This window comes from Vogesella sp. LIG4, from assembly GCF_900090205.1.
Taxonomy (GTDB): Bacteria; Pseudomonadota; Gammaproteobacteria; order Burkholderiales; family Chromobacteriaceae; genus Vogesella.
In genome coordinates, this window is record NZ_LT607802.1 from 331,064 (window position 1) to 353,695 (window position 22,632).

The following is a 22,632-nucleotide window of genomic DNA, read 5'->3' on the forward strand; positions in this document are numbered from 1 at the left end:
TGCAGTGTAGCGCCTACGGCTCTTCACCGGAAAACAGCGGGTGCCCGGTGGTGAAGCCGATCAGGTGGTCCAGCAGCGCCCTCACCCGCGCTGGCAGCAAGCGCTGCTGCGGCCACACCGCATAGATATCGCGCGCATCGCCGCGCCAGTCCGGCAGCGCCCGCTGCAGGCGGCCTTCCACCAGTGCCTGGTGCGCCAGGCTGAGCGGGCAATACAGGATGCCCAGCCCGGCGCTGGCCAGCTCCACCGCCAGCCTGATCTCGTTCACCCGCAAACGGGTGCGCTCCGGCGGCGGCAGCTTGTGCCACTCGCCGCTGACGCGGTGCTGCAGCCGCCATTCCATCAACGGCTCGGCCAGCAATAGCGCATGCCCGGCCAGCTCCTGCGGATGTTGCGGCCAACCATGTTGCGCCAGGTAGCCCGGCGCAGCCACCAGCACGGTGGGCGCCCGCCCCAGCAGCCGCTGGTTGAACTGCGAGTCCGGCAGCGGCCCGACGCGAATCGCCAGGTCGGCGCCGCTGCCGATCAGGTCTTCACGCTGGTTGCTCAGCTGCAGATCCAGGCTGATGTCCGGGTAGCGGGCCAGAAAGCCGGCCCACGCCGGCTGCAGCACGCCGCTGGCCAGCGACACCGGTGCCAGCACCCGCACCTTGCCGGCCACGTGGTTGATCGATACATCCAGCGCCTCGGTAGCCTGGCGCAGCGAGGCCAGCAGCGGCCGGCAGCGTTCGTAGTACTGCCAGCCCTCGCTGCTGGGCACCAGCTGCCGCGCGCTGCGATGCAGCAAGCGGCAGCCCAGCTCGGCCTCCAGCCGCTGCAGCCGGCGGGTCAGGGTGGCGGCCGGCATGCCGGCCTTGCGGGCGGCGGCGTTCAGGCTGCCGCTTTCCACGATGCTCACGAACAGTGCCAGATCATCCAGCATGATTCCATTCCTGCAATTTGATTTTGAAATTTTAGCCATATTTGCAGAAAGCAGCGTCAAGTAAGCTGACATCATTAACCAATAGGAGCCCGTACCATGCCCCACGCCCTGCGTCTGCGCCTGATCTTCGCCCTGCTGATGTCCTGCCTGATGTCGCTGCTGATGACCGCCTGGGTCACCTGGCTCAACCTCGGCAGCGGCCCGGCCTTTCTGGCGCACTGGCGCCATGCCTTCATTGCCGCCTGGCCGGCGGCGTTCAGCGTCGTGCTGCTGCTGGCGCCCCGGGTACAGCGCCTGAGCCTGCGCCTGGCCGGCAGACAGCATGCGGCCAACCCTTCCCCACAAAGCACCGGAGTCCGTTCATGAGCAACTTGCGTCTTCCCTACTACCAATTGTCTGCCGACGCGCTGGCCGGCCTGCGCCAGTGCAAGCAGGCGCTGGAACACAGCCCGCTGGGGCTGCCGCTGATCGAGCTGATCAACCTGCGCATCTCGCAGCTCAATGGCTGCAGCTACTGCCTGGGCCTGCACGCCAGCGCGCTGCGCGAACGCGGTGAAAGCCAGCAGCGGCTGGATGCGCTGGCCGGCTGGCATGCCAGCAGCCTGTTCAGCCCGCGCGAGCGCGCCGCGCTGCAGTGGGCGGAATCGCTTACCGCGCTGCCGGACAGCCATGCGCCCGACAGTGACTATCTGCCGCTGGGCGAGCACTTCAGCGCGCAGGAGATATCCGACCTGACCTGCGCCGTCGCACTGATGAACGCCTTCAACCGCCTGGCGGTGGGCATGCGGCAATAAGCAGTCCGGTTGGCTTATTGCCATCGTGTGGACTATGGTTGCCCTAGCGACAACTTGGCAAAGGAGGAAGCCATGAATCGCAGCAAACTGTTGATCCTGCTGACACTGGGCCTGTTGAGCGGCTGTGCCGGCTACGGCTACCACGAGCATATGCACGAAGGCATGGGCGGCGGCATGGAGGGCGATATGCATGCCCAGCATGACGGCATGATGGACATGAACGGCCAGATGATGGGCGCCGCCTTCTTCCGCCAGGGCATGCTGGTGGCACAAGGCGGGCGCACCCTGTACCGCTTCGATCGCGATCAGCCCGGCAGCGGCGTCAGCAGCTGCAATGACGGCTGCTCCGCCAAGTGGCCGCCCTATCTCGCCCCGCCCGGCGCCACCGCGCAGGGCCCGCTGGGCCTGCTTACCCGCAGCGATGGCAGCAAGCAGTGGACCTTCCGCGGCTCCCCGCTGTACTTCTGGTCCGGCGACCAGAAAGCCGGCGACATGATGGGCGACAATTTTGCCAGCATGTGGCATGTGATCCGCCCCTGAGACCCTAAACCCTAGACCCTAGTCCCCAAGACCCGGGCTCAAAGCCATGCGGCCAACCATCAAGGTTGGCCGCATGGCTTTTTCACGGCTCCGGCGCTAGTAACCGCGCTCGCGTATCACCCGGCCGTCCGGCTCCTCGCCGGCGCCAAGCAGCGCCAGCTTGGCCACAATCTGCTCCACCGCTTCGCGGCGCAGGGTAATGGCGGCGATATGCGGCGTTACCGTTACCGCCGGGTGCTGCCACAAGCGGCTGTCCGCCGGCAGCGGCTCGCTGGCAAACACGTCCAGCTGTGCGCAGCGCAAATGGCCGCTGTCGAGCTGCGCCAGCAGCGCCTGCTCGTCCAGCAGGTCGCCGCGGCCGGCATTGATCAGCATGGCGCCGGCCGGCAAGGCGGCCAGCCGCTCGGCGTTCAGCAGGCCCTGCGTTTCCGGCGTGGACGGCAGCACGCAGGCCAATACATCGCTGCCGGCCAGCAACTCCGCCAGGCCCTCGTCGCCGAACAGGCAATCGACACCAGCCAGCTGGCGCGGCGTGCGGCTCCAGCCGCTTACCGCGTAACCGTCCGCCGCCAGCGCCTGCGCCACCGCTCGGCCGATCTCGCCCAGCCCCAGCACGCCTACGCGCACCTCGCCCGGCAGCCGTGGCGCCAGCATCTTCCACACCCCGGCCGCCTGCTGACGGCGGTAGATATCCATGTGCCGCTGGTAGGACAGCACGCCAAAGCGCACGTATTCCGCCATCTGCGGCGCCATGCCGCCATCCAGCAGCCGGTAGATCGGCAGCGCCGGCGACAGGTCGTCGCGCACCAGCAGCTTGTCCACCCCGGCGCCCAGCGTGAACACCGCCTTGAGCCGGGCAAGACTGCCGAACAGGCCCGGTGGCGGGCCCCAGGTCACCACGTACTCCACCAGTGCCGGGTCGTGCATCTCGTCCAGCGCAATGAAGGTCTGCTGCGGCAGCGCGGCGCGGAACAGTTGCAGGTAGGCGGCGACTTCTTTCGGGCTAGGGGTATGGATCAGGATCATGATGGCTTCCGGGGTGCCTTATCGATAAATGAACTGCCGTCATGTTAGGGCAGATGGCGGCCCGCGGTCAGCCTTGCGGCCAACCTTGCAGACGCTACAGCAGCGGCTTTTTCAGGTAGATGCGCTGGTGGCCCGGCGGGCAGTCGTCCAGCACGCCCATGAACCGGAAGCCCAGCTTCTGGTAGAAATCCGGCGCCTGGAAGCTGTAGGTGTACAGGAACAGGCCGGCACAGCCACGGCGCCGCGCCTCCTCCTCCACCTGCGCCATCAGCGCCGCACCGAGGCCGGCGCCGCGCTGCGCACGGTCCAGCCACAGGTAGTCCACGTACAGCCAGCCCATGCCGGAATGGCCGAACAGCCCGCCCACCACCTGGCCGGCGGCATCGCGCGCATACAGCTCGACATCGCTATAGCCGTAGTCGCCGATGTGCTCAATGTTGTAATCCTTCAAGCCCTGCTGAATCACCGCCCGCGCCTGCGGGTCGCTACCGAGGGTGAAGCGGAAATCTTGCTGCGCCATGCCGGCCTCCTTGCACGATGAGGCCACCAGTCTAGCCGGGTTTTTCCGCCCGCCGCGAGTTGCAGTCCCGTTTCCGTAGCGCGTTGTCCCGCTTGGCGGTACGCAGCTTGGCTTGAACGACATGAAGCCCGATGTTTAGCGTGCACTTCTGGTGCGCGGATATCGCCAGCATCAGCGGCTTGGGCAAGTCACCTCAGGTACCGCAGAAGGTACGGTAACCCGCCGCCAGCGCTTCCGGCGCCGGCTGGGTATAGCGCTCCAGCCCGGCACGCTCGGTGAACGGTGCCGCCAGTACCGCCAGCAGCTGCAGGGTGGGCGCCATGTCGCCTCGCTCGCTGGCGGCGGCCAGGGCTTCTTCCACCAGGTGATTGCGCGGGATGTACAGCGGGTTGGCCGCACGCAGCGCGGCGGCGGCCTGCTCGGGTGTGGTGCCACTCGCGGCCAGCTGCAGCCGCCACTGCGCCAGCCAGTCGGCCAGCGGCTGCGGCTCGACAAACAGCGCGGCCAGCCGGCTGTCGTCGCCGTCGGCGGCATCGGCCAGGAAGCGCCAGGCCAGGGTATGGTCGGCGCGCTGCGCTTCCAGCAGCGCCAGCCAGTCTTCCAGCAGGCCCGGCCCCTCCACCGGCGCCAGCGCCAGCTTGCGGTAGCCCTGCGCACGCCACTGCTGCAGGTACTGTTGGGCAAAGCCTTCCACCAGTGCGGTAGCCGCCGGCACTGCACTGGCCGGGTCGTCCGGTGCGATCAGCGGCAGCAGCGTCTCGGCCAGGCGGGCCAGGTTCCATTGCGCGATCCACGGCTGGTTGCCGTAGGCGTAGCGGCCCTGGTTGTCGATGGAGCTGAACACCGTGTCCGCATCGTAAGCATCCATGAAGGCGCAGGGGCCGAAGTCTATGCTTTCGCCGCTGAGCGCCATATTGTCGGTATTCATCACGCCGTGGATGAAGCCGACGTGCATCCAGCGCGCGATCAGCGCCGCCTGCGCCGCGCACACCGCTTCCACCAGCGCCAGATAAGGGTTGGCCGCAGCGGCCAGCTGCGGGTAATGGCGGGCGATGGTGTAGTCGGCCAACGCCTGCAGCTGTTCCAGCTCGCCACGGGCGGCAAAGTACTGGAAGGTGCCGACGCGGATGTGGCTGGCCGCCACGCGGGTGAGCACCGCGCCCGGCAGCGTAGTCTCGCGGAACACCTCCTCGCCGGTGGCTACCACCGCCAGCGCGCGGGTGCTGGGAATGCCCAGCGCGTGCAGCGCCTCGCCGATGATCAGCTCGCGCAGCATCGGCCCCACCGCGGCGCGGCCGTCGCCACGACGGGAGAACGGCGTACGCCCGCTGCCCTTGAAGGCGATGTCGCGGCGCTGGCCGTGGCGGTCGATCACCTCGCCCAGCAACAGTGCGCGGCCATCGCCCAGGCTGGGCGAAAAGCCGCCGAACTGGTGGCCGGCATAGGCCTGGGCAATGGGCTGCGCACCTGCCGGCAGCTCGGCGCCGGAAAACCATGCGGCCAACGTTTGTGGCGCCACATCCGCCGTCTCCAGCCCCAGTTCGTCGGCCAGCGCGGCATTCCAGTGCAGCAGCTGCGGTGCGCGCGGCGGCTGCGGCTGCCACGGAACCGCGTGCTGCGGCAGGTCGCGGGCGTAGCTGTTGTCGAAGGCGATGGTGGTCATGGTGCGACTCCGGTATGGGTTCAGGTTTTGACCGCCCGCCGGCGGCAAGGTGCAGGTGGCAGCCAGCAAAAAGCCGCCCAGGCTGCAGACATAATCCGGCGTGAAGGTGCTGCCGGACCCGGCCAAGCCGGGCCGCCCCGACTGGGTTATTGAATCGGCAGTCTTGCTGTTTTTTACAACAAAGCCCTTGCGCGATGCACAAGGGCTTTGTGTTCCAGCCACCCAACGGGCGGCCTGCTGGTGCTTAGCGGCTACGGCCTGCCGGTTTGCCGCCCGGCTTGGCGCCGCCACCGCTGCGGCCGGTGTTCGGCTTGGCAGCGGCCGGTTTGGCAGCGACGGACTTGGCGGCCTGCGGCTTGGCAAAGCTCTTGCCGTGGCCGTTGCCGTTACCCCGCGCGGCAGCAGCCGGGGCGCGCTGTGCGCCCGGTTTGCCACGGCTGCCCGCCGGGGCATGGTGGGCAAAGCGGTTGCGCGCTGCGGCAGCCTTGTCGCCCGGTGGCGTCGGCGGAATCAGGCACTGCTTGCTGTGGCCGATCAGATCGGTGCGGCCCATATCGATGAGCGCGTCGTGGATCACCTGCCAGTTGTCCGGGTGGTGATAGCGCAGCAGCGCCTTGTGCAGCCTGCGGCGGTAGCCGTCGCGCACCACGTCCACCTTTTCCGAGCTGCGGCTCAGCCGCTTGAGCGGGTTGCGGCGGGTGTGCCACATGGTGGTAGCCAGCGCCATCGGCGTCGGGGTGAAGGTCTGCACCTGGTCGAGGCGGAAGTTGTTCTTCTTCAGCCACAGCGCCAGGTTCACCATGTCCTCGTCGCTGGTGCCGGGGTGGGCGGCGATGAAGTACGGAATCAGGTACTGTTCCTTGCCGGCCTGGCGGCTGAAGCGTTCGAACAGCTCCTTGAACTTGTCGTAGGCGCCCATGCCCGGCTTCATCATCTTGGACAGCGGGCCGTCCTCGGTATGCTCCGGCGCAATCTTCAGGTAGCCGCCCACGTGGTGCTGCACCAGCTCCTTGATGTACTCCGGCGATTTCACCGCCAGGTCGTAGCGCAGGCCGGACTGGATGTTGATCTTCTTCACCCCCGGAATCGCCCGCGCCTTGCGGTACAGCTGGATCAGGTGGCTGTGGTCGGTGTTGAGGTTCTCGCAGATGTCCGGGTATACGCAGGACAGCTTGCGGCAGGAACGCTCGATGTTCGGGTCCTTGCAGCTCAGGCGGTACATGTTCGCCGTCGGGCCGCCCAGGTCGGAGATGTGGCCGGTAAAGCCCGGTGTCTTGTCGCGGATCTCCTCGATCTCTTTCAGGATCGAGTCTTCCGAACGGCTCTGGATGATGCGGCCCTCGTGCTCGGTGATCGAACAGAAGGTACAGCCGCCAAAACAGCCGCGCATGATGTTGATCGAGTACTTGATCATCTCCCAGGCCGGGATGTGGGCATCGCCGTAGCTGGGGTGCGGATTGCGCGCATACGGCTGGCCGAACACGAAATCCATTTCCTCGGTGGTGAGCGGAATCGGCGGCGCGTTCAGCCACACGTCGCGCGTGCCGTGCAGCTGCACCAGCGCGCGGGCGTTACCGGGGTTGGATTCCAGGTGCAGGGTGCGGCTGGCGTGCGCATACAGTACCGGGTCGTGCGCCACCGCCTCGTAGGACGGGATGCGGATCACGGTCTTGGCGCGCTCGGCGCGGCGCTTGGCCAGGCGCTCTTCGCGCGATTCGATGCGGATCACCTGCGGCGCAGCCGGATCGCTGCCCGCCGTGGCCTGGGCCGCCTGCTCGGGAATCTCCTGGTAGGGGTTGAGGTGCGGGTCTACCTTGCCCGGCACGTCCACCACGCTGGAATCCATCTCCTGCCACTCGTCGTCCGGGCGCCAGCCATGCGGCACCATGAAGGCGGTACCACGGATGTCGCGCATCTCGGACAGCTTCTCGCCACGGGCAGCGCGGTGGGCGATCTCCACCAGCGCGCGCTCGGCGTTGCCGAACAGCAGGATGTCGGCCTTGGAGGTCACCAGCACCGACTGGCGTACCTTGTCGCTCCAGTAGTCGAAGTGGGCAATGCGGCGCAAGCTGGCCTCGATGGAACCGATCATCACCCCCACGCCCGGGTAGGCTTCGCGGCAGCGCTGCGCGTACACCGTCACCGCGCGGTCCGGGCGCTTGTTTGCCTCGGCATGCGGGGTGTAAGCATCGTCGGAGCGCGGTTTGCGGTCGGCGGTGTAGCGGTTGATCATCGAATCCATATTGCCGGCGGTCACGCCGAAGAACAGATTGGGCTTGCCCAGCTCGCGGAAGGCGTCAGCGCTGTTCCAGTCCGGCTGCGCAATGATGCCCACGCGGAAGCCCTGTGCCTCCAGCAGACGGCCGACCAGCGCCATGCCGAAGCTGGGATGGTCGATGTAACAGTCACCCGACACGATGATGATGTCGCAGCTGTCCCAGCCCAGTTCGTCCATTTCGGCGCGGGTCATGGGCAGGAACGGGGCGGTGCCGAAACGGCTGGCCCAGTATTTACGGTAACTGTTGATGGCTTGCGGAGCTGCGGGAAGCGTCATTGTCAAAACGGCATTTCTGGAAAGAGCGCGCATTGTGCCAGAAAGCGGCCTGGCTTTCACGCCGAAAAAGGCTTTTTTTTCATCGACATAGCCAGCATATAACCCTATTTTGAAAGAGGAATCCCCACCACCCGCCACCCCGCCGCCAGGCACGGCCCACCGCGCCGCCCCTCCCGCGACAACAGCAACAAGAAAGGCTGCGCCATGGGCATTCGTCACTACCTCAGCGGTTTGAGCATCCGTACACAATTCCTGCTGGTACTGGCCAGCGTAGGCTGCGGCCTGCTGCTGTATGCCGGCGTGGGCTGGCGGCAGCAGGAAATGCTGCGCGTGGGCGGGCCTGCCTACCAGAACATCGTGCGTGGCAAGGACATGGTGGCCGATATCCTGCCGCCGCCGCGTTACATCATCGAATCCTACCTGGTGGTATTGCAGGCGCAGCAGAGCCACGACAGCAGCGGCGTACAGGCACTGGCGAAACGGCTGGACGAGCTGGCGCGCGACTTCGATCAGCGCGGCAGCTACTGGAGCGGCCAGCCGCTGAGCCCGCCAAGCCGCCAGTTACTGCTGCAGGATGCCGATGCGCCGGCACGGCAGTTCTTTGCCCTGGCGCGCGAGAAATTCTTTCCGCAGAAACTGGCCGGCCAGGACACCAGCGCCACCCTGCAACAGTTGGCCGCACTGTACCAGCAGCACCGCCTGCAGATAGACAAGCTGGTTGAGCGTGAAAACGCAGCGCTGGCAACAGAGGAACAGGCCGCCGAAACGGCGGTGGCGCAAAGCCGCATCATCATTCTGTGCAGCCTGGCCGCCATCCTGCTGCTGGCGCTGTGGCTGGTGCTCACCATCAGCCGCGCACAACGCCAGCAACTGGCGCTGCTGCAGCAGGCCCTGCAACAGGTGGCGCTGGGCAATCTGCAGCACCCCATCGGCAGCGAACAGGGCAATGAACTGGGCCAGCTCAGTAATGCCAGCGAAAGCATGCGCCAGAACCTGCAGCAGCGGATCACCCGGGTACGCGACGCCGCGCACCACCTCAAGCACAGCAGCGACAGCATCCACGCCGAAGCTCAGCTGGTACACAGCGTGGCGCGCACCCAGCAGGACGGCATCGCCGGCATGGGGCAGCAGGTGGCCGGCCTCACCGGCATGCTGGCGCAGCTGGCCAGCGACAGCGCCACTGCCGCGGCCTCCAGCGGCGAAGCCACCAGCGCCGCGCAGCAAAGCGGCCAGGAACTGCAGCTGAGCGGCGAGGTACTGCAACAGGTAGTGGACACCGTGCGCATCACCGCCAGCCTGCTGGAAGAACTCAGCACACGTGCAGAGGAAATCGGCGGCGTCACCGGCACCATCCGCGACATCGCCGAGCAGACCAATCTGCTGGCGCTCAACGCCGCCATCGAAGCGGCCCGCGCCGGGGAAAGCGGCCGCGGCTTTGCCGTAGTGGCGGATGAGGTGCGCAAACTGGCCGAACGCACTTCGCAGGCCACCGGCAATATCGGCGGCATCCTGGGCAGCGTGCAGCAATCCACCCGCGAGGCCGCCGGCAGCATACGCCAGGGCCTGCAGCAGTCCGAGGCCGGGCTGGGCAAGGTACGCGATGCCAGCCGCACCATGGAACAGCTGCGCGGTAACATCGACCGGCTGGGCGCCGCGCTGAACCACGTGGTCAGCCAGCTGCAGGCCAGCGGCTCGCTGCGCGAGGATGTCTACCGCGAGCTGCAAAGCGTGCTGGCACAGAGCCGCCAGCAATCCGCGGCCATCGACAAACTGCATGAAATGATCAAGGAAACGCGGCAGGCGGCCGATAGTCTGGAAACATCCAGCGCGCGCTTCAAGCTGTGACGCCCGCCCGGCAACAACCGGCCACCCCCTATCCGGAGGCAATCATGCCGCTTCGCCATGCCCTGGCTCTTGCTGCGCTGCTGGCTGTTCATGCCGGCGCCATGGCCCAGGCACGCACCGTCACCGTCGCCTTCGGCGAGTCGCTGGAGCCCTATGTCATGCCGCAGCAGGCGCGCGGCATCGAGGTGGACATCATCCGCGAGGCACTGCAGAACCAGGATCTGCGGCTCAAGCCGGTGTTCCTGGCGCAAAAGCGACTGCCCTACGCGCTGGGCAACAAGGGTGTGGACGCAGTGGCCACCATGCTGCCCAACTACGGCATCAACGGCGCCTACTCGGAGCCTTATATCCAGTACCTGGACAAGGCCATCACCCTGCAGGAGCGCAATCTGAACATTGCCGGCATCAGCGACCTTGCCCGCTTCCGGGTGCTGGGCTTTCCGCTGGCCAGCCGCTACCTGGGCGAGCCCTTCCATCAGCTCACCCGGGTACACCCTGCCTACAGCGAAACCGGCAACCAGCTCGATCAGAACCGGCTGCTGTACCGCGGCAGCGTGGACGTGGTGGTAGCCGATGTGCGCATCTTCAATTACATGAACCGCCGCATGCTGCAGGAGTTCAACGAAACGCCGCGCCCGGTGCAGTATCACGACCTGTTTCCGCACCTGAGCTACCACGTGCTATTCCGTTCCGAACAGCTGCGCAACACCTTCAATGCCGGCCTGCGCCAGTTGCAGCACAGCGGGCGCCAGCAGCAGATCATCGACCAGTACGATGCCGGCCTGACTGCCAGCGACTAGCTGCCAGCCGCTGCGCATCGGCTAGAATGGCGGCATTCCGTTCCGCCATGCCACCATGAAATCTACCGCCAGCCTGCTCGGCCTCAGCGTGTTGCTGGGCGCCTGCGCCACCCCGGCCCCAACTCCGCCGCAAGCACCCGTCATCAGCACGCAGCCTCCCGCCGCCTCCGCCCCCGCGGCCGAGAGCAAGCCGCCAGCTGCCGTGGCAGTGCTGCCGCAGACGCCACCGCCTGTCGTCATTACGCCGCCCGGCACACCGGCACCACGCCCGCCTGCGGCCAACCCTCGCCAGCTGCTGGGCAAACTGATGCCAGCCGCCGCGCGCCAGCGCGACAGCTGGCGCGACGACATCCTCGGCGCTTTCGGCGCGCTGCAACTGCAGCCCAGCGCGGAAAACCTGTGCGCGGTGATTGCGGTAATCGAGCAGGAATCCAGCTTCCAGGCCGACCCGGCGGTGCCGGGCCTGCCCCGGATCGTGTGGGGCAAGATCGGCGAGAAGGCCGGCGGCTATTACGTTCCGCTGGGGCTGGTAAAAACCGCGCTGCTGAAGAAATCCCGCGACGGCCGCAGCTACAAGGAGCGCATCGACAGCCTTCGCACCGAAGGCGAAATGAACGATCTGTTCGAGGAAATGGCGGTGGAAGCCAGGAATATCGGCCTGCCGGTGGGTATGAAGAACCCGATCCGCACCGGCGGCCCGATGCAGGTCAGCGTGGAGTTCGCCGAAGCGCACGTGCGCGCCTGGCCCTACCCCTACCCGCGCCGCGGCAGCGTGCGCAGCGAGGTGTTCAGCCAGCGGGGCGGCGTGTATTTCGGCAGCGCCATCCTGCTGCAATACCCGGTGAACTACAGCAGCATGCTGTACCGCTTTGCCGACTTCAACGCCGGGCGCTACTCCAGCCGCAACGCGGCCTTCCAGCAGGCGCTGGCCAGCCTCAGCGGCAGCAGGCTGGCACCGGATGGCGACCTGCTGCGCTACGACAACGGCACGACAGCCGGCATCAGCAGCAGCCAGAAGGCAGTGGCCAAGCTGCGTGGCAAGCTGCAGATGAGCGATGCGGACATCCTGCGCGATCTGAAACTGGAAAAAAACGCCGGCTTTGCCGACAGCCCGCTGTACCGCAAGGTGATGCAACTGGCCGATGCCCAGGCCGGCAAGCGCGTAGCGCGGGAAGTACTGCCGCAAATCCGCCTGCAAAGCCCCAAGATCACCCGCAAGCTCACCACCGCCTGGTTTGCCGAACGGGTGAACGGCCGCTACCAGCAATGCCTGGGCCGCGCCGGCTGAGCCAGCACGGCAGCCGGGCCGCCCTGGCCTAGCTGCCGGCCTCTTCCGGCAGCAGGATTTCGCGCGTCAGCGAGATCCACGCCCGGGCGGCGTGCGACAGGTAGCTGTTCTTCTTCCAGATCAGGCCGATATGCCATTCGATGTGCTTGTCGGCCATCGGCACCACGTCGAACTCCCCCGCCTCCAGCCTCCCCGCCACCACCAGCGGCAGCAACGCCACGCCCAGCCTGGCCTTGACCATGGCCGCGATGAAGTCCCAGTGCGCGCTGCGGCCGGCAATGTTCACCGTCTTGCCCAGCAGGCGGTAGGCATCGCTGATGCGCGTCGCCAGCGTGAAATCCTCCGGGTAGAACACGATGGGCTGATCGGCAATCTCCGCCAGCGTCACCGCACTGCGCCCATGCCAGCTGCTGCCGGCCGGCGCCACCAGGCACAGCGGGTCGTGCACCAGGCTCAGGCTGTCGAACACGTTGTCATCCACCGGCAGCACCGCGGCGCCGATTTCCAGCAGGCCAGAGCGCACGCTGCTCTCGATCGCCCGCGCGCCGTCCTCCACCATCTTCAGCTCCACCCCCGGGTAGCGATCGCGAAAGGTGCCCACCACCGGAGCAAAGAATGCGCCGCCGGACATGGGGGGCAGCCCCACCACCAGCTCGCCGCGCGACAGTGACACCAGGTCGGCCAGCGCACTGTTCAGCCGCTGGTGCGCGGCCAGCACATCCTGCCCGCGCAAATACACCACTTTGCCGGCATCGGTGAGATGGAAGGACTTGCCCTCCTTGATCAAGAGCGGCATGCCCAGCTCTTCCTCCAGTTGACGCACCATCTTGCTGATGGTGGGCTGGGTGACGAACAAGGCTTCGGCGGCGCGGGTAAAGTTCTGTCTGCGCACCAGTTCGGTGAAATAGCGCAGGGCTTTCACGTCCATGAGGCACCATTCTGTTTTGGAATCATATTTATAATTTTAATTCATTTTTAGAATGGAACAAGCCGCCCTATACTCCGTATCACTCTCTGTGTTGTGTTGTGGCTCGTAACAACAGCCCGCCGTAACACCCTCTGCAGTGGCTGGTCACTCCTCCCGCTACTGCAAGTTACGACAGGTTGTGTGTTTGGTTCAGAGTATCTGGATTGAACAAGGCACCAGCGAATGCTGGACAGGATTGACTGGTGCCTCGTACATCCGGGGATGATGTACGGGGTTTGTACCGATGTATCCCCTTACGAGCGTTGTTATGCCGGCTTTCGAGCCGGCTTTTTTTTTGCCCGCAGCAAACGTGAAGGTTGGCCGCAAGCGCACGGCCAGCAGGAATGGGAAGATGCGCGAGCGATCTGCCAGCAGGCCTCCGGCGCCTGCAAGGCATGACAGAACGCTGAAAAACAAAAAAGCCACCTTGCGGTGGCTTTTTTGCTTGATTATGGCGTCCCCACGGGGAGTCGAACCCCGGTTATCGCCGTGAAAGGGCGGTGTCCTAGGCCTCTAGACGATGGGGACTGGGTGGCGCACCCGGAGCGATTCGAACGCCCGACCCTTTGGTTCGTAGCCAAATACTCTATCCAACTGAGCTACGGGTGCGCGGTATGGCGGAGAAAGAGGGATTCGAACCCTCGATACAGGTTTAAGCCCGTATGCTTCCTTAGCAGGGAAGTGCCTTCGACCTCTCGGCCATTTCTCCGTCAAGAGAACGACATATTAATTAACACATCGCACTCTGTCAAGCCTTGCTTGCAGATTTTATGCCTTTACCTGGTCCAGGCCAAAAACCTTGTGCAGAACACGCACAGCCAGCTCCAGGTACTTTTCGTCGATCAGCACCGATACCTTGATCTCGGAAGTGGAGATCATCTGGATATTGATGCCTTCTTCGGCCAGCGTGCGGAACATGGTGGAAGCGATGCCGCAGTGCGAGCGCATGCCCACGCCAACGATGGACACCTTGGCCACCTTGTCATCGGCATCAATCTTGCCGGCGCCGATGTGGGTCTGCACGTCGCGCAGGATGGCCAGCGTACGCTGGAATTCGCCGCGCGGCACGGTGAAGGAGAAATCGGTGGTGCCATTCTCGCCCACATTCTGGATGATCATGTCCACTTCGATATTGGCATCGGCGATCGGGCCCAGGATCTGGTAGGCGATTCCCGGCTTGTCCGGTACGCCCTTCACATTGATGCGGGCTTCGTTACGATCAAACGCGATACCGGCGACAACGGCCTTTTCCATATTCTCATCTTCCTCAAACGTAATCAGTGTGCCTTCGCCCTCGTCTTCGAAACTGGAGAGCACGCGCAGGCGTACCTTGTATTTGCCGGCGAACTCCACCGAGCGGATCTGCAGCACCTTGGAGCCCAGGCTGGCCATCTCGATCATCTCTTCGAAAGTGATGGTCTTCAGGCGGCGGGCTTCCGGCACTACGCGCGGGTCGGTGGTGTAGACACCGTCAACGTCGGTGTAGATCTGGCATTCGTCGGCGCCCAGCGCGGCGGCCATGGCCACGGCGGAGGTATCGGAGCCGCCACGGCCCAGCGTGGTGATGCTGCCTTCCTCGTCGATACCCTGGAAGCCGGCTACCACCACAACGCGGCCTTCAGTCAGGTCGGCGCGCATGGCGGTGTCGTCGATGGACTGGATGCGGGCCTTGGTGTGGGAGTTGTCGGTGGTCACGCGTACCTGCCAGCCACAGTAGCTCTTGGCCGGAACACCGATTTCCTTCAGCGCCATGGACAGCAGGCCGATGGTGACCTGCTCGCCGGTGGACATGATCACGTCCAGCTCGCGCGGGTCCGGGTAATCCTGGATTTCCTTGGCCAGGGCAATCAGGCGGTTGGTCTCGCCGCTCATCGCGGAAACGACAACCACCACTTGATGTCCCTGGGCTTTCCATTTGGCGACACGGCGGGCCACATTCTTGATGCGCTCCGGGGAGCCCATCGAGGTACCGCCGTACTTTTGTACGATAAGTGCCATGTTTGTTTTCTTCAGATCGGGTTTGGATGTCGGACAACGATTCTGGCCCGAGACCGCCCCGGCTGGCAAGGCATACGGAGCCGTTTTTTATAGCGGTTTTTGCTATGCACCACACGCAAACAGCACATGACGTGCCGGTGACAGCCGGATGGCAAAATCCGGTGGCAACTGTATGCATGCCATCAGCACGGCAATGCGAACAGCGGCGGCTCCCGCATGGCGGCGCACTGCCCTTCCAGCTCGACGATGCGCTCCAGCCAGTATTGCTCGCTGCCGAACCACGGAAACGCTGCCGGAAAGGCCGGATCATCCCAGCGCGCGGCCAGCCAGGCGCTGTAGTGCATCAGCCGCAGCGTGCGCAGGGGCTCGATCAGCCGCAGCTCGCGGTAATCAAACTCGGCGAAATCCTCGTAGCCGGCCAGCAGCTCGGCCAGCTGCCCTGCCTGCTGCTGTCGGTCGCCGGACAGCAGCATCCACAGGTCCTGCACCGCCGGCGCCATGCGGCTGTCGTCCAGATCGACGAAATGCGGCCCGTCCGGCGTCCACATCACGTTGCCGGTATGGCAATCGCCATGGCTGCGCAGCCAGCGGATGTCCGGCAGCGCGGCAAAAGCGGCATCCACCTGCTGCAGCGCCTGCTGTGCCGCCGCCTGGTAGCGTGGCGCCAGGTATGCCGGCAGCAGCGGGCAGGCCAGGATACGCGTCAGCGACTGGTGGCCGAAGCTGTAGCTGTCCAGGGTTGGCCGCACGGCAAAATCATGCGCGGCACCCACCAGGTGGATGCGACCGAGAAAACGCCCCAGCCACTGCAGCACCTGCGGGTCTTCCAGCTCCGGTGCCCGGCCGCCACGGCGCGGGAACAGCGCGAATCGGAAGCCGTTCCAGTGCAGCAGGGTATCGCCATCGAAAGCCAGCGGCGCCACCACCGGAATCTCCTCCGCCAGCAGTTCGGCGGCAAAGCGGTGCTCCTCCAGAATCTGCGCATCGCTCCAGCGCTGCGGCCGGTAGAACTTGGCCACCAGCGGCGCGCCGTCGTCCATGCCTATCTGGTAGACACGGTTTTCATAGCTGTTCAGTGCCAGCAGATGGCCGTCGCAGCGCAGGCCCAGGCTTTCCACGGCATCCAGGATCAGGTCCGGCGTCAGCGCGGCATAGGGATGTATGCTAGTCATCGCGCCATTATGCGCCGCAGCCAGGCTTTGCGCATGCGGCCCACTCGCTTACCATCAAGTCATGAGCACATCATTCAGTTACTTCGAAGCCGAAGACCGCCTGCTGATGATCGTCCAGCCCGGCAGCCACAAATTGTGGCTGACCCGGCGCCTGGTGCAGGCCATCGTGCGCGATGTCGCCGCCATCTTCGCCAAGCAGGTGCCGGGCGAGGGTATTCCCGGCGCTGGCAGCCAGGCGGAGCGCATTGCACTGGAACATCAGATGGCGATGAACGGCGAAGACCTGTCGCCCAGCGATGCCGGCGTCAGCCCGCTGCAATTCAGCAACAAGGCACCACCCCACGCCAGCGACAGCGGCACCCCGCTGTGCACCGGGCTGGACGCCAAGGCCGGCAAGGACTACGCCAGCATCGGCTTTGTCATCGGCGATGCCACGCTCAATATCAAACTCAGCCGCGCCGGTTTTCACCGCCTGCTGCGCGGCGTGGTCATGTGCGGCCAACAGGCCGGCTGGATGCTGCAGGACGTGCCGCCATGGCTGACGCAGAGCCTGCTGGGCGACCTGCTGGGCACCTTGCCGACGCTGGACCCGGAAGCCGACGGCGAATCGGAGCCGGACGAGTAGTTATTCATGCCGCCTTAAGCCTGGACGGCTAAAATGCGCGCGGCACATCTTTAGCGGATTTCCCCATGACCATCACACAATCCATGCAGGATCACGAACACGCCGACCCGCGCGAGCACAAGGCTGCCCAGCGCAGCCTGTGGGTCAGCGTGGCACTCAACCTGGTGCTGACCGTGGTACAGAGCGTGGTAGGCCTGTTCGCCGGCTCGCAGGCGCTGCTGGCTGACGCCATGCACTCGCTGTCCGACCTGCTGGCAGACTTCGTGGCCATGTTTGCCGGCCACCACAGCCGCAAGGAGGCCGACGACGACCACCACTACGGCCACCAGCGCTACGAAACCGCCGCCTCGCTGGCGCTGGGCCTGCTGCTGCTGGCCGCCGGCGCCGGCATGCTGTGGACCGCGGCCAACAAGTTTGCCGGCAACACGCCGATGAGCAGCGTGCACCCCGCGGCGCTGGTGGTGGCGGTGATCACCCTGCTGAGCAAGGAGGGCCTGTTCCGCTACATGCTGGCCATTGCCGAGAAAGTGCGCTCCAGCATGCTGGTGGCCAACGCCTGGCACGCCCGTGCCGACGCCGCCTCCTCGCTGGTGGTGGCGCTGGGCATCGGCGGCAACCTGCTGGGCTACCCGTGGCTGGACCCGGTAGCCGCGCTGCTGGTGGGCTTCATGATCGGCAAGACCGGCTGGGAATTCGCCTGGGAGGCGCTGGGCGACCTGATGGACCGCGCCGCCGACGAAGACAGCGTGAGCGGCATCCGCCAGGTAGTGCTTGAAACGCCTGGCGTGCTGGGGCTGCACGACCTGCGCACCCGCCGCATGGGCGACATGATCCTGGTGGATGTGCATCTGGAACTGAATGCCGAGCAGACCGTGCGCCAGGGCCATGACATCGCCGCGGAAGCACGCCGCCGGGTGATGGCCGCCTATCCGGTGCTCGATGTGATGACCCACGTCGACCCGGTATAGCCGCGTGTAGCGACACAGACGCCGGGGCCCGCCCCGGCTTTTTTACGCCCAAATCGCAACAAGGTTGGCCGCACGTGGCCAACAACAAGGGTAAGTCCGCATTGGCAGTTTCTCCGCCAGCGGCTTTAATCCACAGCATGGCCTGCGTCCGCAACGGGCGCGCATCCGGAGACTCCCCATACGCCATGAAAGTCGCGCTGTTCATCCCCTGTTTCGTCAACGAGCTGTACCCGCACGTGGCCATGGCAACCGCCGAGCTGCTGGAGGGCTACGGCCTGGACGTCGAATACCCGCTGGCGCAGACCTGCTGCGGCCAACCCCTGAGCAACAACGGCGACAGCCGCGGCGCCTGCGAGGCCGCCAGCCGCTTCACCGACCTGTTCAAGGACTACGACTACGTGGTGTCGCCGTCCGGCAGCTGCACGTCCTACGTCAAGCACCACTACAGCTGGTATATCGCCGACAACGCCGACTACCGCGCGCTGCAGCCGCGGGTGTACGAAGTCATCGAATTCCTGCAGGACATCCTCAAGGTGGAGCGGCTGCCCAAGCCGGTGTACTTCCCGCATACGGTATCCATCCACCAGAGCTGCCACGGCCTGCGCGAACTGCAACATGCGGCGCCGTCCGAGCTGATGATTCCCTACCACTCGCGGCTGGAGCGCATCCTGCAGCTGGTGGACGGCGTGGAAGTACGCCTGCCTGAGCGCCGCGACGAATGCTGCGGCTTTGGCGGCACCTTCAGCGTGGACGAGCCGGAAGTGTCGGTGGCCATGGGTGAAGACCGCGTGGCGCAGCACGAGGCCACCGGTGCCGAGTTCATCGTCGGCGCCGACCCCTCCTGCCTGATGCACATGGGCGGCATCATCCGCCACAAATGCCGACCCATCCGCCCGCTGCACATCGTGGAGATTCTCACCGGGCGCGGAGGTGCGGCATGAAGGCCGACAACATCAAGCACCCGGAGGCGGCCGCCGAATTCCTGGCCGACCGCGAACGCGCGCGCTGGCACGACAGCGCCATCTGGTGGGTGCGGCAGAAGCGTGACGCCCAGGCGCAGCAGCTGCCGGAGTGGGAACAGCTGCGTGTGCTGGCGCAGCAGATCAAGGCACACACCCTGTCGCGGCTGGACGACTACCTGAACGAATTCCAGGCCAATGCCGAGCGTAACGGCGTTACCGTGCACTGGGCTGCCGACGCCGCCGAGCACAACCGCATCGTGCACGGCATCCTGGCTGCGGCCAACGTTAAAAAGCTGGTGAAGTCCAAATCCATGCTCACCGAGGAATGCGGGCTCAACCCCTACCTGGAACAGCATGGCATCGAGGTGATCGACACCGACCTTGGCGAGCGCATCGTGCAGCTGCGCCACGAGGCGCCCAGCCATATCGTGATGCCGGCCATCCACCTGAAGAAGGAGCAGATCTCCGAGCTGTTCCACCGCGAGCTGGGCACCGAGGCCGGCAACAACGACCCGACCTACCTCACCCACGCCGCGCGCGCCAACCTGCGCGAACACTTCCTCACCGCCGACGCCGGCCTGACCGGGGTGAACTTCGCCATTGCCGAAACCGGCGGCGTGGTGGTGTGCACCAACGAGGGCAATGCCGACCTCGGCACCGCACTGCCGCCCATCCACATCGCCAGCATGGGGCTGGAGAAGATCATTCCCAAGCTGGAGCACCTGGGCGTGTTCACCCGCCTGCTGGCGCGCTCCGCCATCGGCTCGCCGGTCACCACCTACACCTCGCACTTCCACCGGGCGCGCCCCGGCGGGCAGATGCACATCGTCATCGTGGACAACGGCCGCAGCGACATCCTCGGCAACCCCGACTTCTACCAGAGCCTGCGCTGCATCCGCTGCGGCGCCTGCATGAACACCTGCCCGGTGTACCGCCGCTCCTCCGGCCACAGCTACAGCTACATCATTCCCGGCCCGATCGGCTCCACGCTGGGCCCCAGCCGCGACATCAAAAAACACGGCAGCATGGCCTTCGCCTGTACCACCTGCGGCTCGTGCAGCAATGTCTGCCCGGTGAAGATCAATCTGCACGAGCAGCTGATTCTGCAGCGCAAGCGCGCCTTCGATGCCGGCACGCTGAAGCCGGCCAAGAAGATGGGCCTGCTGGCGATGCGCTTCCTGACGCAGCACCCGGCGCTGATGGATGCAGGCGGCAAGGTGATGCGCAAGGTGGTACCCATCGTGCCGCAGGCGCTGACTGCCGGCAGCGCCTGGAGCCGCGCCGGGCGCGAGCTGCCGGAAATGCCTGCCCAGAGCTTCAAGGACATGTGGCGCGCGCGCCAGGAGAAAAAAGCATGAGCAGCCGCGAACAGATTCTGGCCAAGCTGCGGCAGAACCGCCCGCAGGGCCCCGCCCTGCCCGACATCCACGCCGTGCCCTTCATCCGTTACGACGACAAGCTGGCGGCCTTTGCCGGCCTGATCCGCAACCTGGGCGGCGAGGCCATTACCCTGGCCGCCGGCCAGAGCGTGCTGGATGCGGTGCAACAACGTTGGCCGCAACACGGCCGCCTGGCCGACCTCACCACCGCTACGCCGGAACAGGTGGCCAGCCCGCATGACTGGCAGGACGTGGACGTTGCCATCATCCCCGGCCAGCTGGCAGTGGCGGAAAACGCTGCGGTGTGGGTGAGCAATGCCGGCAACGACTGGCGCTCGATCTACTTCCTCACCCAGAAGCTGGTGCTGGTGGTGCCACGCGACGCCATCGTCGACACCATGCGTGATGCCTACAGCCGCATCGACATCGCCGAACACGGCTTCGGCGCCTTCATCAGCGGCAGCTCGCGCACCGCCGACATTGAGCAGAGCCTGGTGATGGGTGCGCATGGCGCGATGGCGGCGCTGGTAATTTTTGCGTGAATACTGCGTTGTTGCTTCGCTTCACGGCCCCGCTGGGGCCGTTTTTTTTTTGCTGAGCAGCCCAGGCCTCTCACTACCGGTAGAGCCTAAGCAGCGTGCCCCCATCCCGTTGGCGCGAGCCGGGCGAAATTGTATTAATTTGCCCCAGGTTTTAAGACGCCGATCTGTTTGAGTCCCGAGCCGTTAGCGAGGGACGAGTTCGGCGGCGCCTGGGACGTGCCGTTTTGCACGGGGTTTCGAGCAGCCGCCGGGGAGCCGGGGATTGAAAAGGGGGCGGCGGTCGCCCCCTTTCCCGTCCGCTGGGCGGAACCGGCGACTTCAAACAGCATCCGCGCAGCGGATTCAATACCATCGTGGCAAAGCCAAATACACCAAGCCATCAAAGAAAATGCCGTGCGCCTTGTCATGCACGATATAAACGAGATCGCTTGTCTTGCGGCCAACGTTGGCCGCAAGCATGAAAAAGGCCACGACACATGTCGTGGCCTTGCGGGTGATGCCAGCGGGCAGCGCTTAGCTGCGTTCCACCTTGTAGCGCGGCGGCAGCAGCAGTGCCGGCACTTCGCGCTGGCGCTGCGGCAACATGCGGCCACCCAGCTTTTTCTCCACCTTGCGGCCTTCGCCGTCGTCGCGTTCACGCGGCTTGTCCGCCGGCTGCAGCAGGCTACGGCCATTTTCACGCTCGCGCGGTGCGCGCGGTTCACGCTGCTGCGGGCGATCGCGGCTGTCGCGTGCCTCGCGCAGGTCGCGACGATCGCGGTCTTCACGCTCGCCACGTTCAGCACGCTCTCGGCGCGGGGCGGCCTCGCCATTGCCTTCCTCGCGGCGACCGCTGTAGCCCTGTACGGCCTGCGGCGGCAGTGTCTGCTTGGTCAGGCGCTCGATGGCCTCGTGCTGCTTGCTCTCGTCCGGCGCCATCAGCGAGATGGCTACACCGGAAGCACCGGCACGGCCGGTACGGCCGATGCGGTGCACGTAGTCTTCCGGCGAGTTCGGCATTTCGTAGTTCACCACGAACGGCAACTCGGAAATATCCAGGCCGCGTGCCGCCACATCGGTGGCCACCAGTACCTTCACTTCGCCGGACTTGAAGCGGTTCAGCGTTTCCAGGCGGGCGCTTTGCGCCTTGTCGCCGTGAATCGCCTCGGCAGCGTGGCCGTCGCGCTTCAGATCGCGCGACAGCTGGTCGGCGGAAATCTTGGTGCGGCAGAACACGATCACCTGGCTCATTTCGCGTTCGCGGATCAGGTGCGACAGCAGTGCGCGCTTGCGGTAGGCATCCACCGCGTACACCAGCTGCTCCACCTGGGCGTTGGTGGAGTTCTGGCGTGCCACTTCCACCGTTTGCGGGTCGCGCATGAAGTCTGCGGCCAGCTTCTTGATCTCCGGCGCGAAGGTGGCGGAGAACAGCAGCGTCTGGCGCTCCTTGGGCAGCATCGACATGATCTTGCGGATGTCCTGGATGAAGCCCATGTCCAGCATGCGGTCACCCTCGTCCAGCACCAGCACTTCCACCTTGTTCAGCTGGATGGTCTTTTGCTGCACGTGGTCCAGCAGGCGGCCCGGCGTGGCGATCACGATCTCGATACCGCGGCGCAGCTCGGCCACCTGCGGGTCCATGTTCACACCGCCGAAGATGGTGGTGCTGCGCAGCGGCAGGTGCTTGGTATAGGCCTTGGCGTTGACGCCGATCTGGTCTGCCAGCTCGCGGGTAGGCGACAGGATCAGCGCGCGTACCGGGTGCATGGCCGGCGATACGCTGGGGTTGGCGAATTTTTTCAGGCGTTCGAGGATGGGCAGCAGGAAGGCGGCAGTCTTGCCGGTACCGGTCTGCGCCGCGGCCAGCAGGTCACGGCCGGACAGTACCAGCGGAATGGCCTTGGCCTGGATAGGGGTGGCCTCCGAGTAACCCATCTCGTCGATGGCACGCAGGATCTCGGGTGCCAGGCCTAGCTCGGCAAACGACATGTCAGGAACTCCAATCGGCCCGCCACGGCACACAGCCGGCGGCGAACCTGCAAATCATTAAAAAGCGAAGCGCCGCCAGGCTTACGCGGCGGCGCACAG

At 65.5% G+C, this 22,632-nt stretch carries 20 protein-coding genes and 3 tRNA genes; 11 read left to right on the forward strand and 12 right to left on the reverse strand.

What is annotated here, in order from left to right; all coding sequences use genetic code 11:
* Positions 1–13 precede the first annotated feature (13 nt).
* Positions 14–922: a LysR family transcriptional regulator gene (locus PSELUDRAFT_RS01550; RefSeq protein ID WP_088965183.1), complete on the reverse strand. Its 909-nt coding sequence runs from the start codon at positions 920–922 to the stop codon at positions 14–16.
* A 96-nt stretch (positions 923–1,018) separates the two neighbouring features.
* On the opposite strand from PSELUDRAFT_RS01550, the gene PSELUDRAFT_RS01555 reads away from it, so the two are divergent.
* The 3 genes from PSELUDRAFT_RS01555 to PSELUDRAFT_RS01565 all read left to right on the forward strand — a co-directional run bounded on the left by PSELUDRAFT_RS01555 (position 1,019) and on the right by PSELUDRAFT_RS01565 (position 2,256).
* The gene (locus PSELUDRAFT_RS01555) at positions 1,019–1,288 is read left to right on the forward strand and encodes a DUF2798 domain-containing protein (protein WP_088965184.1); all 270 of its coding nucleotides are present in this window, start codon (positions 1,019–1,021) and stop codon (positions 1,286–1,288) included.
* Positions 1,285–1,716: a carboxymuconolactone decarboxylase family protein gene (locus PSELUDRAFT_RS01560; RefSeq protein ID WP_088965185.1), complete on the forward strand. Its 432-nt coding sequence runs from the start codon at positions 1,285–1,287 to the stop codon at positions 1,714–1,716. Before PSELUDRAFT_RS01555 ends, PSELUDRAFT_RS01560 begins: the two co-directional genes overlap by 4 nt.
* 72 nt (positions 1,717–1,788) lie before the next feature.
* Positions 1,789–2,256 (forward strand): hypothetical protein, encoded by a 468-nt coding sequence (locus PSELUDRAFT_RS01565; protein ID WP_088965186.1) that lies wholly within the window; start codon positions 1,789–1,791, stop codon positions 2,254–2,256.
* Positions 2,257–2,352: 96 nt separating this feature from the next.
* Here PSELUDRAFT_RS01565 and PSELUDRAFT_RS01570 read toward each other — a convergent pair whose 3' ends face one another.
* The 4 genes from PSELUDRAFT_RS01570 to PSELUDRAFT_RS01585 form a co-directional block, all read right to left on the reverse strand.
* Positions 2,353–3,282 (reverse strand): glyoxylate/hydroxypyruvate reductase A, encoded by a 930-nt coding sequence (locus PSELUDRAFT_RS01570; RefSeq protein WP_088965187.1) that lies wholly within the window; start codon positions 3,280–3,282, stop codon positions 2,353–2,355.
* Positions 3,283–3,376: 94 nt separating this feature from the next.
* On the reverse strand, positions 3,377–3,802 hold the full coding sequence (locus PSELUDRAFT_RS01575) for a GNAT family N-acetyltransferase (RefSeq protein ID WP_088965188.1): 426 nt from the start codon (positions 3,800–3,802) through the stop codon (positions 3,377–3,379).
* 193 nt (positions 3,803–3,995) lie between these two features.
* Positions 3,996–5,465 (reverse strand): YdiU family protein, encoded by a 1,470-nt coding sequence (locus tag PSELUDRAFT_RS01580; protein WP_088968348.1) that lies wholly within the window; start codon positions 5,463–5,465, stop codon positions 3,996–3,998.
* A gap of 244 nt (positions 5,466–5,709) precedes the next feature.
* Positions 5,710–8,019: a YgiQ family radical SAM protein gene (locus PSELUDRAFT_RS01585; protein ID WP_088965189.1), complete on the reverse strand. Its 2,310-nt coding sequence runs from the start codon at positions 8,017–8,019 to the stop codon at positions 5,710–5,712.
* Between the two features lie 204 nt (positions 8,020–8,223).
* Here PSELUDRAFT_RS01585 and PSELUDRAFT_RS19585 point away from each other — a divergent pair, with 204 nt between their 5' ends.
* From PSELUDRAFT_RS19585 to PSELUDRAFT_RS01600, 3 genes are read left to right on the forward strand one after another with little or no spacing between them, the layout of a single operon-like run.
* Positions 8,224–9,864: a methyl-accepting chemotaxis protein gene (locus tag PSELUDRAFT_RS19585; RefSeq protein WP_088965190.1), complete on the forward strand. Its 1,641-nt coding sequence runs from the start codon at positions 8,224–8,226 to the stop codon at positions 9,862–9,864.
* 44 nt (positions 9,865–9,908) lie between these two features.
* Positions 9,909–10,664, forward strand: a complete 756-nt coding sequence (locus PSELUDRAFT_RS01595) for an ABC transporter substrate-binding protein (RefSeq protein ID WP_088965191.1) — start codon at positions 9,909–9,911, stop codon at positions 10,662–10,664.
* 55 nt (positions 10,665–10,719) lie between these two features.
* The gene (locus PSELUDRAFT_RS01600; protein WP_088965192.1) at positions 10,720–11,952 is read left to right on the forward strand and encodes a DUF1615 domain-containing protein; all 1,233 of its coding nucleotides are present in this window, start codon (positions 10,720–10,722) and stop codon (positions 11,950–11,952) included.
* A 28-nt stretch (positions 11,953–11,980) separates the two neighbouring features.
* Here PSELUDRAFT_RS01600 and PSELUDRAFT_RS01605 read toward each other — a convergent pair whose 3' ends face one another.
* The 6 genes from PSELUDRAFT_RS01605 to PSELUDRAFT_RS01630 all read right to left on the reverse strand — a co-directional run bounded on the left by PSELUDRAFT_RS01605 (position 11,981) and on the right by PSELUDRAFT_RS01630 (position 16,089).
* Positions 11,981–12,880, reverse strand: a complete 900-nt coding sequence (locus PSELUDRAFT_RS01605) for a LysR family transcriptional regulator (RefSeq protein ID WP_088965193.1) — start codon at positions 12,878–12,880, stop codon at positions 11,981–11,983.
* A 491-nt stretch (positions 12,881–13,371) separates the two neighbouring features.
* Positions 13,372–13,447, reverse strand: a tRNA-Glu gene (locus PSELUDRAFT_RS01610).
* A gap of 4 nt (positions 13,448–13,451) precedes the next feature.
* Positions 13,452–13,528, reverse strand: a tRNA-Arg gene (locus tag PSELUDRAFT_RS01615).
* A 6-nt stretch (positions 13,529–13,534) separates the two neighbouring features.
* Positions 13,535–13,628: transfer RNA gene (locus PSELUDRAFT_RS01620), tRNA-Ser, on the reverse strand.
* A gap of 59 nt (positions 13,629–13,687) precedes the next feature.
* Positions 13,688–14,917: an aspartate kinase gene (locus PSELUDRAFT_RS01625; RefSeq protein ID WP_088965194.1), complete on the reverse strand. Its 1,230-nt coding sequence runs from the start codon at positions 14,915–14,917 to the stop codon at positions 13,688–13,690.
* A 182-nt stretch (positions 14,918–15,099) separates the two neighbouring features.
* Positions 15,100–16,089, reverse strand: coding sequence for a serine/threonine protein kinase (locus PSELUDRAFT_RS01630; RefSeq protein ID WP_088965195.1), 990 nt, complete (start codon positions 16,087–16,089; stop codon positions 15,100–15,102).
* A gap of 61 nt (positions 16,090–16,150) precedes the next feature.
* Here PSELUDRAFT_RS01630 and PSELUDRAFT_RS01635 point away from each other — a divergent pair, with 61 nt between their 5' ends.
* The 5 genes from PSELUDRAFT_RS01635 (at position 16,151) to PSELUDRAFT_RS01655 (ending at position 20,565) form a co-directional block, all read left to right on the forward strand.
* Positions 16,151–16,714, forward strand: coding sequence for a hypothetical protein (locus PSELUDRAFT_RS01635; protein ID WP_088965196.1), 564 nt, complete (start codon positions 16,151–16,153; stop codon positions 16,712–16,714).
* Positions 16,715–16,779: 65 nt separating this feature from the next.
* On the forward strand, positions 16,780–17,682 hold the full coding sequence (locus tag PSELUDRAFT_RS01640) for a cation diffusion facilitator family transporter (RefSeq protein WP_088965197.1): 903 nt from the start codon (positions 16,780–16,782) through the stop codon (positions 17,680–17,682).
* Positions 17,683–17,867: 185 nt separating this feature from the next.
* The gene (locus PSELUDRAFT_RS01645) at positions 17,868–18,623 is read left to right on the forward strand and encodes a (Fe-S)-binding protein (RefSeq protein ID WP_088965198.1); all 756 of its coding nucleotides are present in this window, start codon (positions 17,868–17,870) and stop codon (positions 18,621–18,623) included.
* On the forward strand, positions 18,620–20,002 hold the full coding sequence (locus PSELUDRAFT_RS01650) for a lactate utilization protein B (protein WP_088965199.1): 1,383 nt from the start codon (positions 18,620–18,622) through the stop codon (positions 20,000–20,002). The genes PSELUDRAFT_RS01645 and PSELUDRAFT_RS01650 overlap by 4 nt, the downstream gene beginning before the upstream one ends.
* On the forward strand, positions 19,999–20,565 hold the full coding sequence (locus PSELUDRAFT_RS01655) for an LUD domain-containing protein (protein ID WP_088965200.1): 567 nt from the start codon (positions 19,999–20,001) through the stop codon (positions 20,563–20,565). The genes PSELUDRAFT_RS01650 and PSELUDRAFT_RS01655 overlap by 4 nt, the downstream gene beginning before the upstream one ends.
* A gap of 513 nt (positions 20,566–21,078) precedes the next feature.
* Here the strand turns inward: PSELUDRAFT_RS01655 and PSELUDRAFT_RS01660 are convergent.
* A complete protein-coding gene (locus PSELUDRAFT_RS01660; RefSeq protein ID WP_088965201.1) occupies positions 21,079–22,533 on the reverse strand; it encodes a DEAD/DEAH box helicase in 1,455 nt (484 codons plus the stop codon).
* Positions 22,534–22,632: the final 99 nt, after the last annotated feature.

Excerpts from the sequence above, each read along its gene's own strand:
- PSELUDRAFT_RS01550 (WP_088965183.1), bottom strand. The coding sequence starts at position 922 with ATGCTGGATGATCTGGCACTGTTCGTGAGCATCGTGGAAAGCGGCAGC.
- PSELUDRAFT_RS01555 (WP_088965184.1), top strand. The coding sequence starts at position 1,019 with ATGCCCCACGCCCTGCGTCTGCGCCTGATCTTCGCCCTGCTGATGTCC.
- PSELUDRAFT_RS01560 (WP_088965185.1), top strand. The coding sequence starts at position 1,285 with ATGAGCAACTTGCGTCTTCCCTACTACCAATTGTCTGCCGACGCGCTG.
- PSELUDRAFT_RS01565 (WP_088965186.1), top strand. The coding sequence starts at position 1,789 with ATGAATCGCAGCAAACTGTTGATCCTGCTGACACTGGGCCTGTTGAGC.
- PSELUDRAFT_RS01570 (WP_088965187.1), bottom strand. The coding sequence starts at position 3,282 with ATGATCCTGATCCATACCCCTAGCCCGAAAGAAGTCGCCGCCTACCTG.
- PSELUDRAFT_RS01575 (WP_088965188.1), bottom strand. The coding sequence starts at position 3,802 with ATGGCGCAGCAAGATTTCCGCTTCACCCTCGGTAGCGACCCGCAGGCG.
- PSELUDRAFT_RS01580 (WP_088968348.1), bottom strand. The coding sequence starts at position 5,465 with ATGACCACCATCGCCTTCGACAACAGCTACGCCCGCGACCTGCCGCAG.
- PSELUDRAFT_RS01585 (WP_088965189.1), bottom strand. The coding sequence starts at position 8,019 with ATGACGCTTCCCGCAGCTCCGCAAGCCATCAACAGTTACCGTAAATAC.
- PSELUDRAFT_RS19585 (WP_088965190.1), top strand. The coding sequence starts at position 8,224 with ATGGGCATTCGTCACTACCTCAGCGGTTTGAGCATCCGTACACAATTC.
- PSELUDRAFT_RS01595 (WP_088965191.1), top strand. The coding sequence starts at position 9,909 with ATGCCGCTTCGCCATGCCCTGGCTCTTGCTGCGCTGCTGGCTGTTCAT.
- PSELUDRAFT_RS01600 (WP_088965192.1), top strand. The coding sequence starts at position 10,720 with ATGAAATCTACCGCCAGCCTGCTCGGCCTCAGCGTGTTGCTGGGCGCC.
- PSELUDRAFT_RS01605 (WP_088965193.1), bottom strand. The coding sequence starts at position 12,880 with ATGGACGTGAAAGCCCTGCGCTATTTCACCGAACTGGTGCGCAGACAG.
- PSELUDRAFT_RS01625 (WP_088965194.1), bottom strand. The coding sequence starts at position 14,917 with ATGGCACTTATCGTACAAAAGTACGGCGGTACCTCGATGGGCTCCCCG.
- PSELUDRAFT_RS01630 (WP_088965195.1), bottom strand. The coding sequence starts at position 16,089 with ATGACTAGCATACATCCCTATGCCGCGCTGACGCCGGACCTGATCCTG.
- PSELUDRAFT_RS01635 (WP_088965196.1), top strand. The coding sequence starts at position 16,151 with ATGAGCACATCATTCAGTTACTTCGAAGCCGAAGACCGCCTGCTGATG.
- PSELUDRAFT_RS01640 (WP_088965197.1), top strand. The coding sequence starts at position 16,780 with ATGACCATCACACAATCCATGCAGGATCACGAACACGCCGACCCGCGC.
- PSELUDRAFT_RS01645 (WP_088965198.1), top strand. The coding sequence starts at position 17,868 with ATGAAAGTCGCGCTGTTCATCCCCTGTTTCGTCAACGAGCTGTACCCG.
- PSELUDRAFT_RS01650 (WP_088965199.1), top strand. The coding sequence starts at position 18,620 with ATGAAGGCCGACAACATCAAGCACCCGGAGGCGGCCGCCGAATTCCTG.
- PSELUDRAFT_RS01655 (WP_088965200.1), top strand. The coding sequence starts at position 19,999 with ATGAGCAGCCGCGAACAGATTCTGGCCAAGCTGCGGCAGAACCGCCCG.
- PSELUDRAFT_RS01660 (WP_088965201.1), bottom strand. The coding sequence starts at position 22,533 with ATGTCGTTTGCCGAGCTAGGCCTGGCACCCGAGATCCTGCGTGCCATC.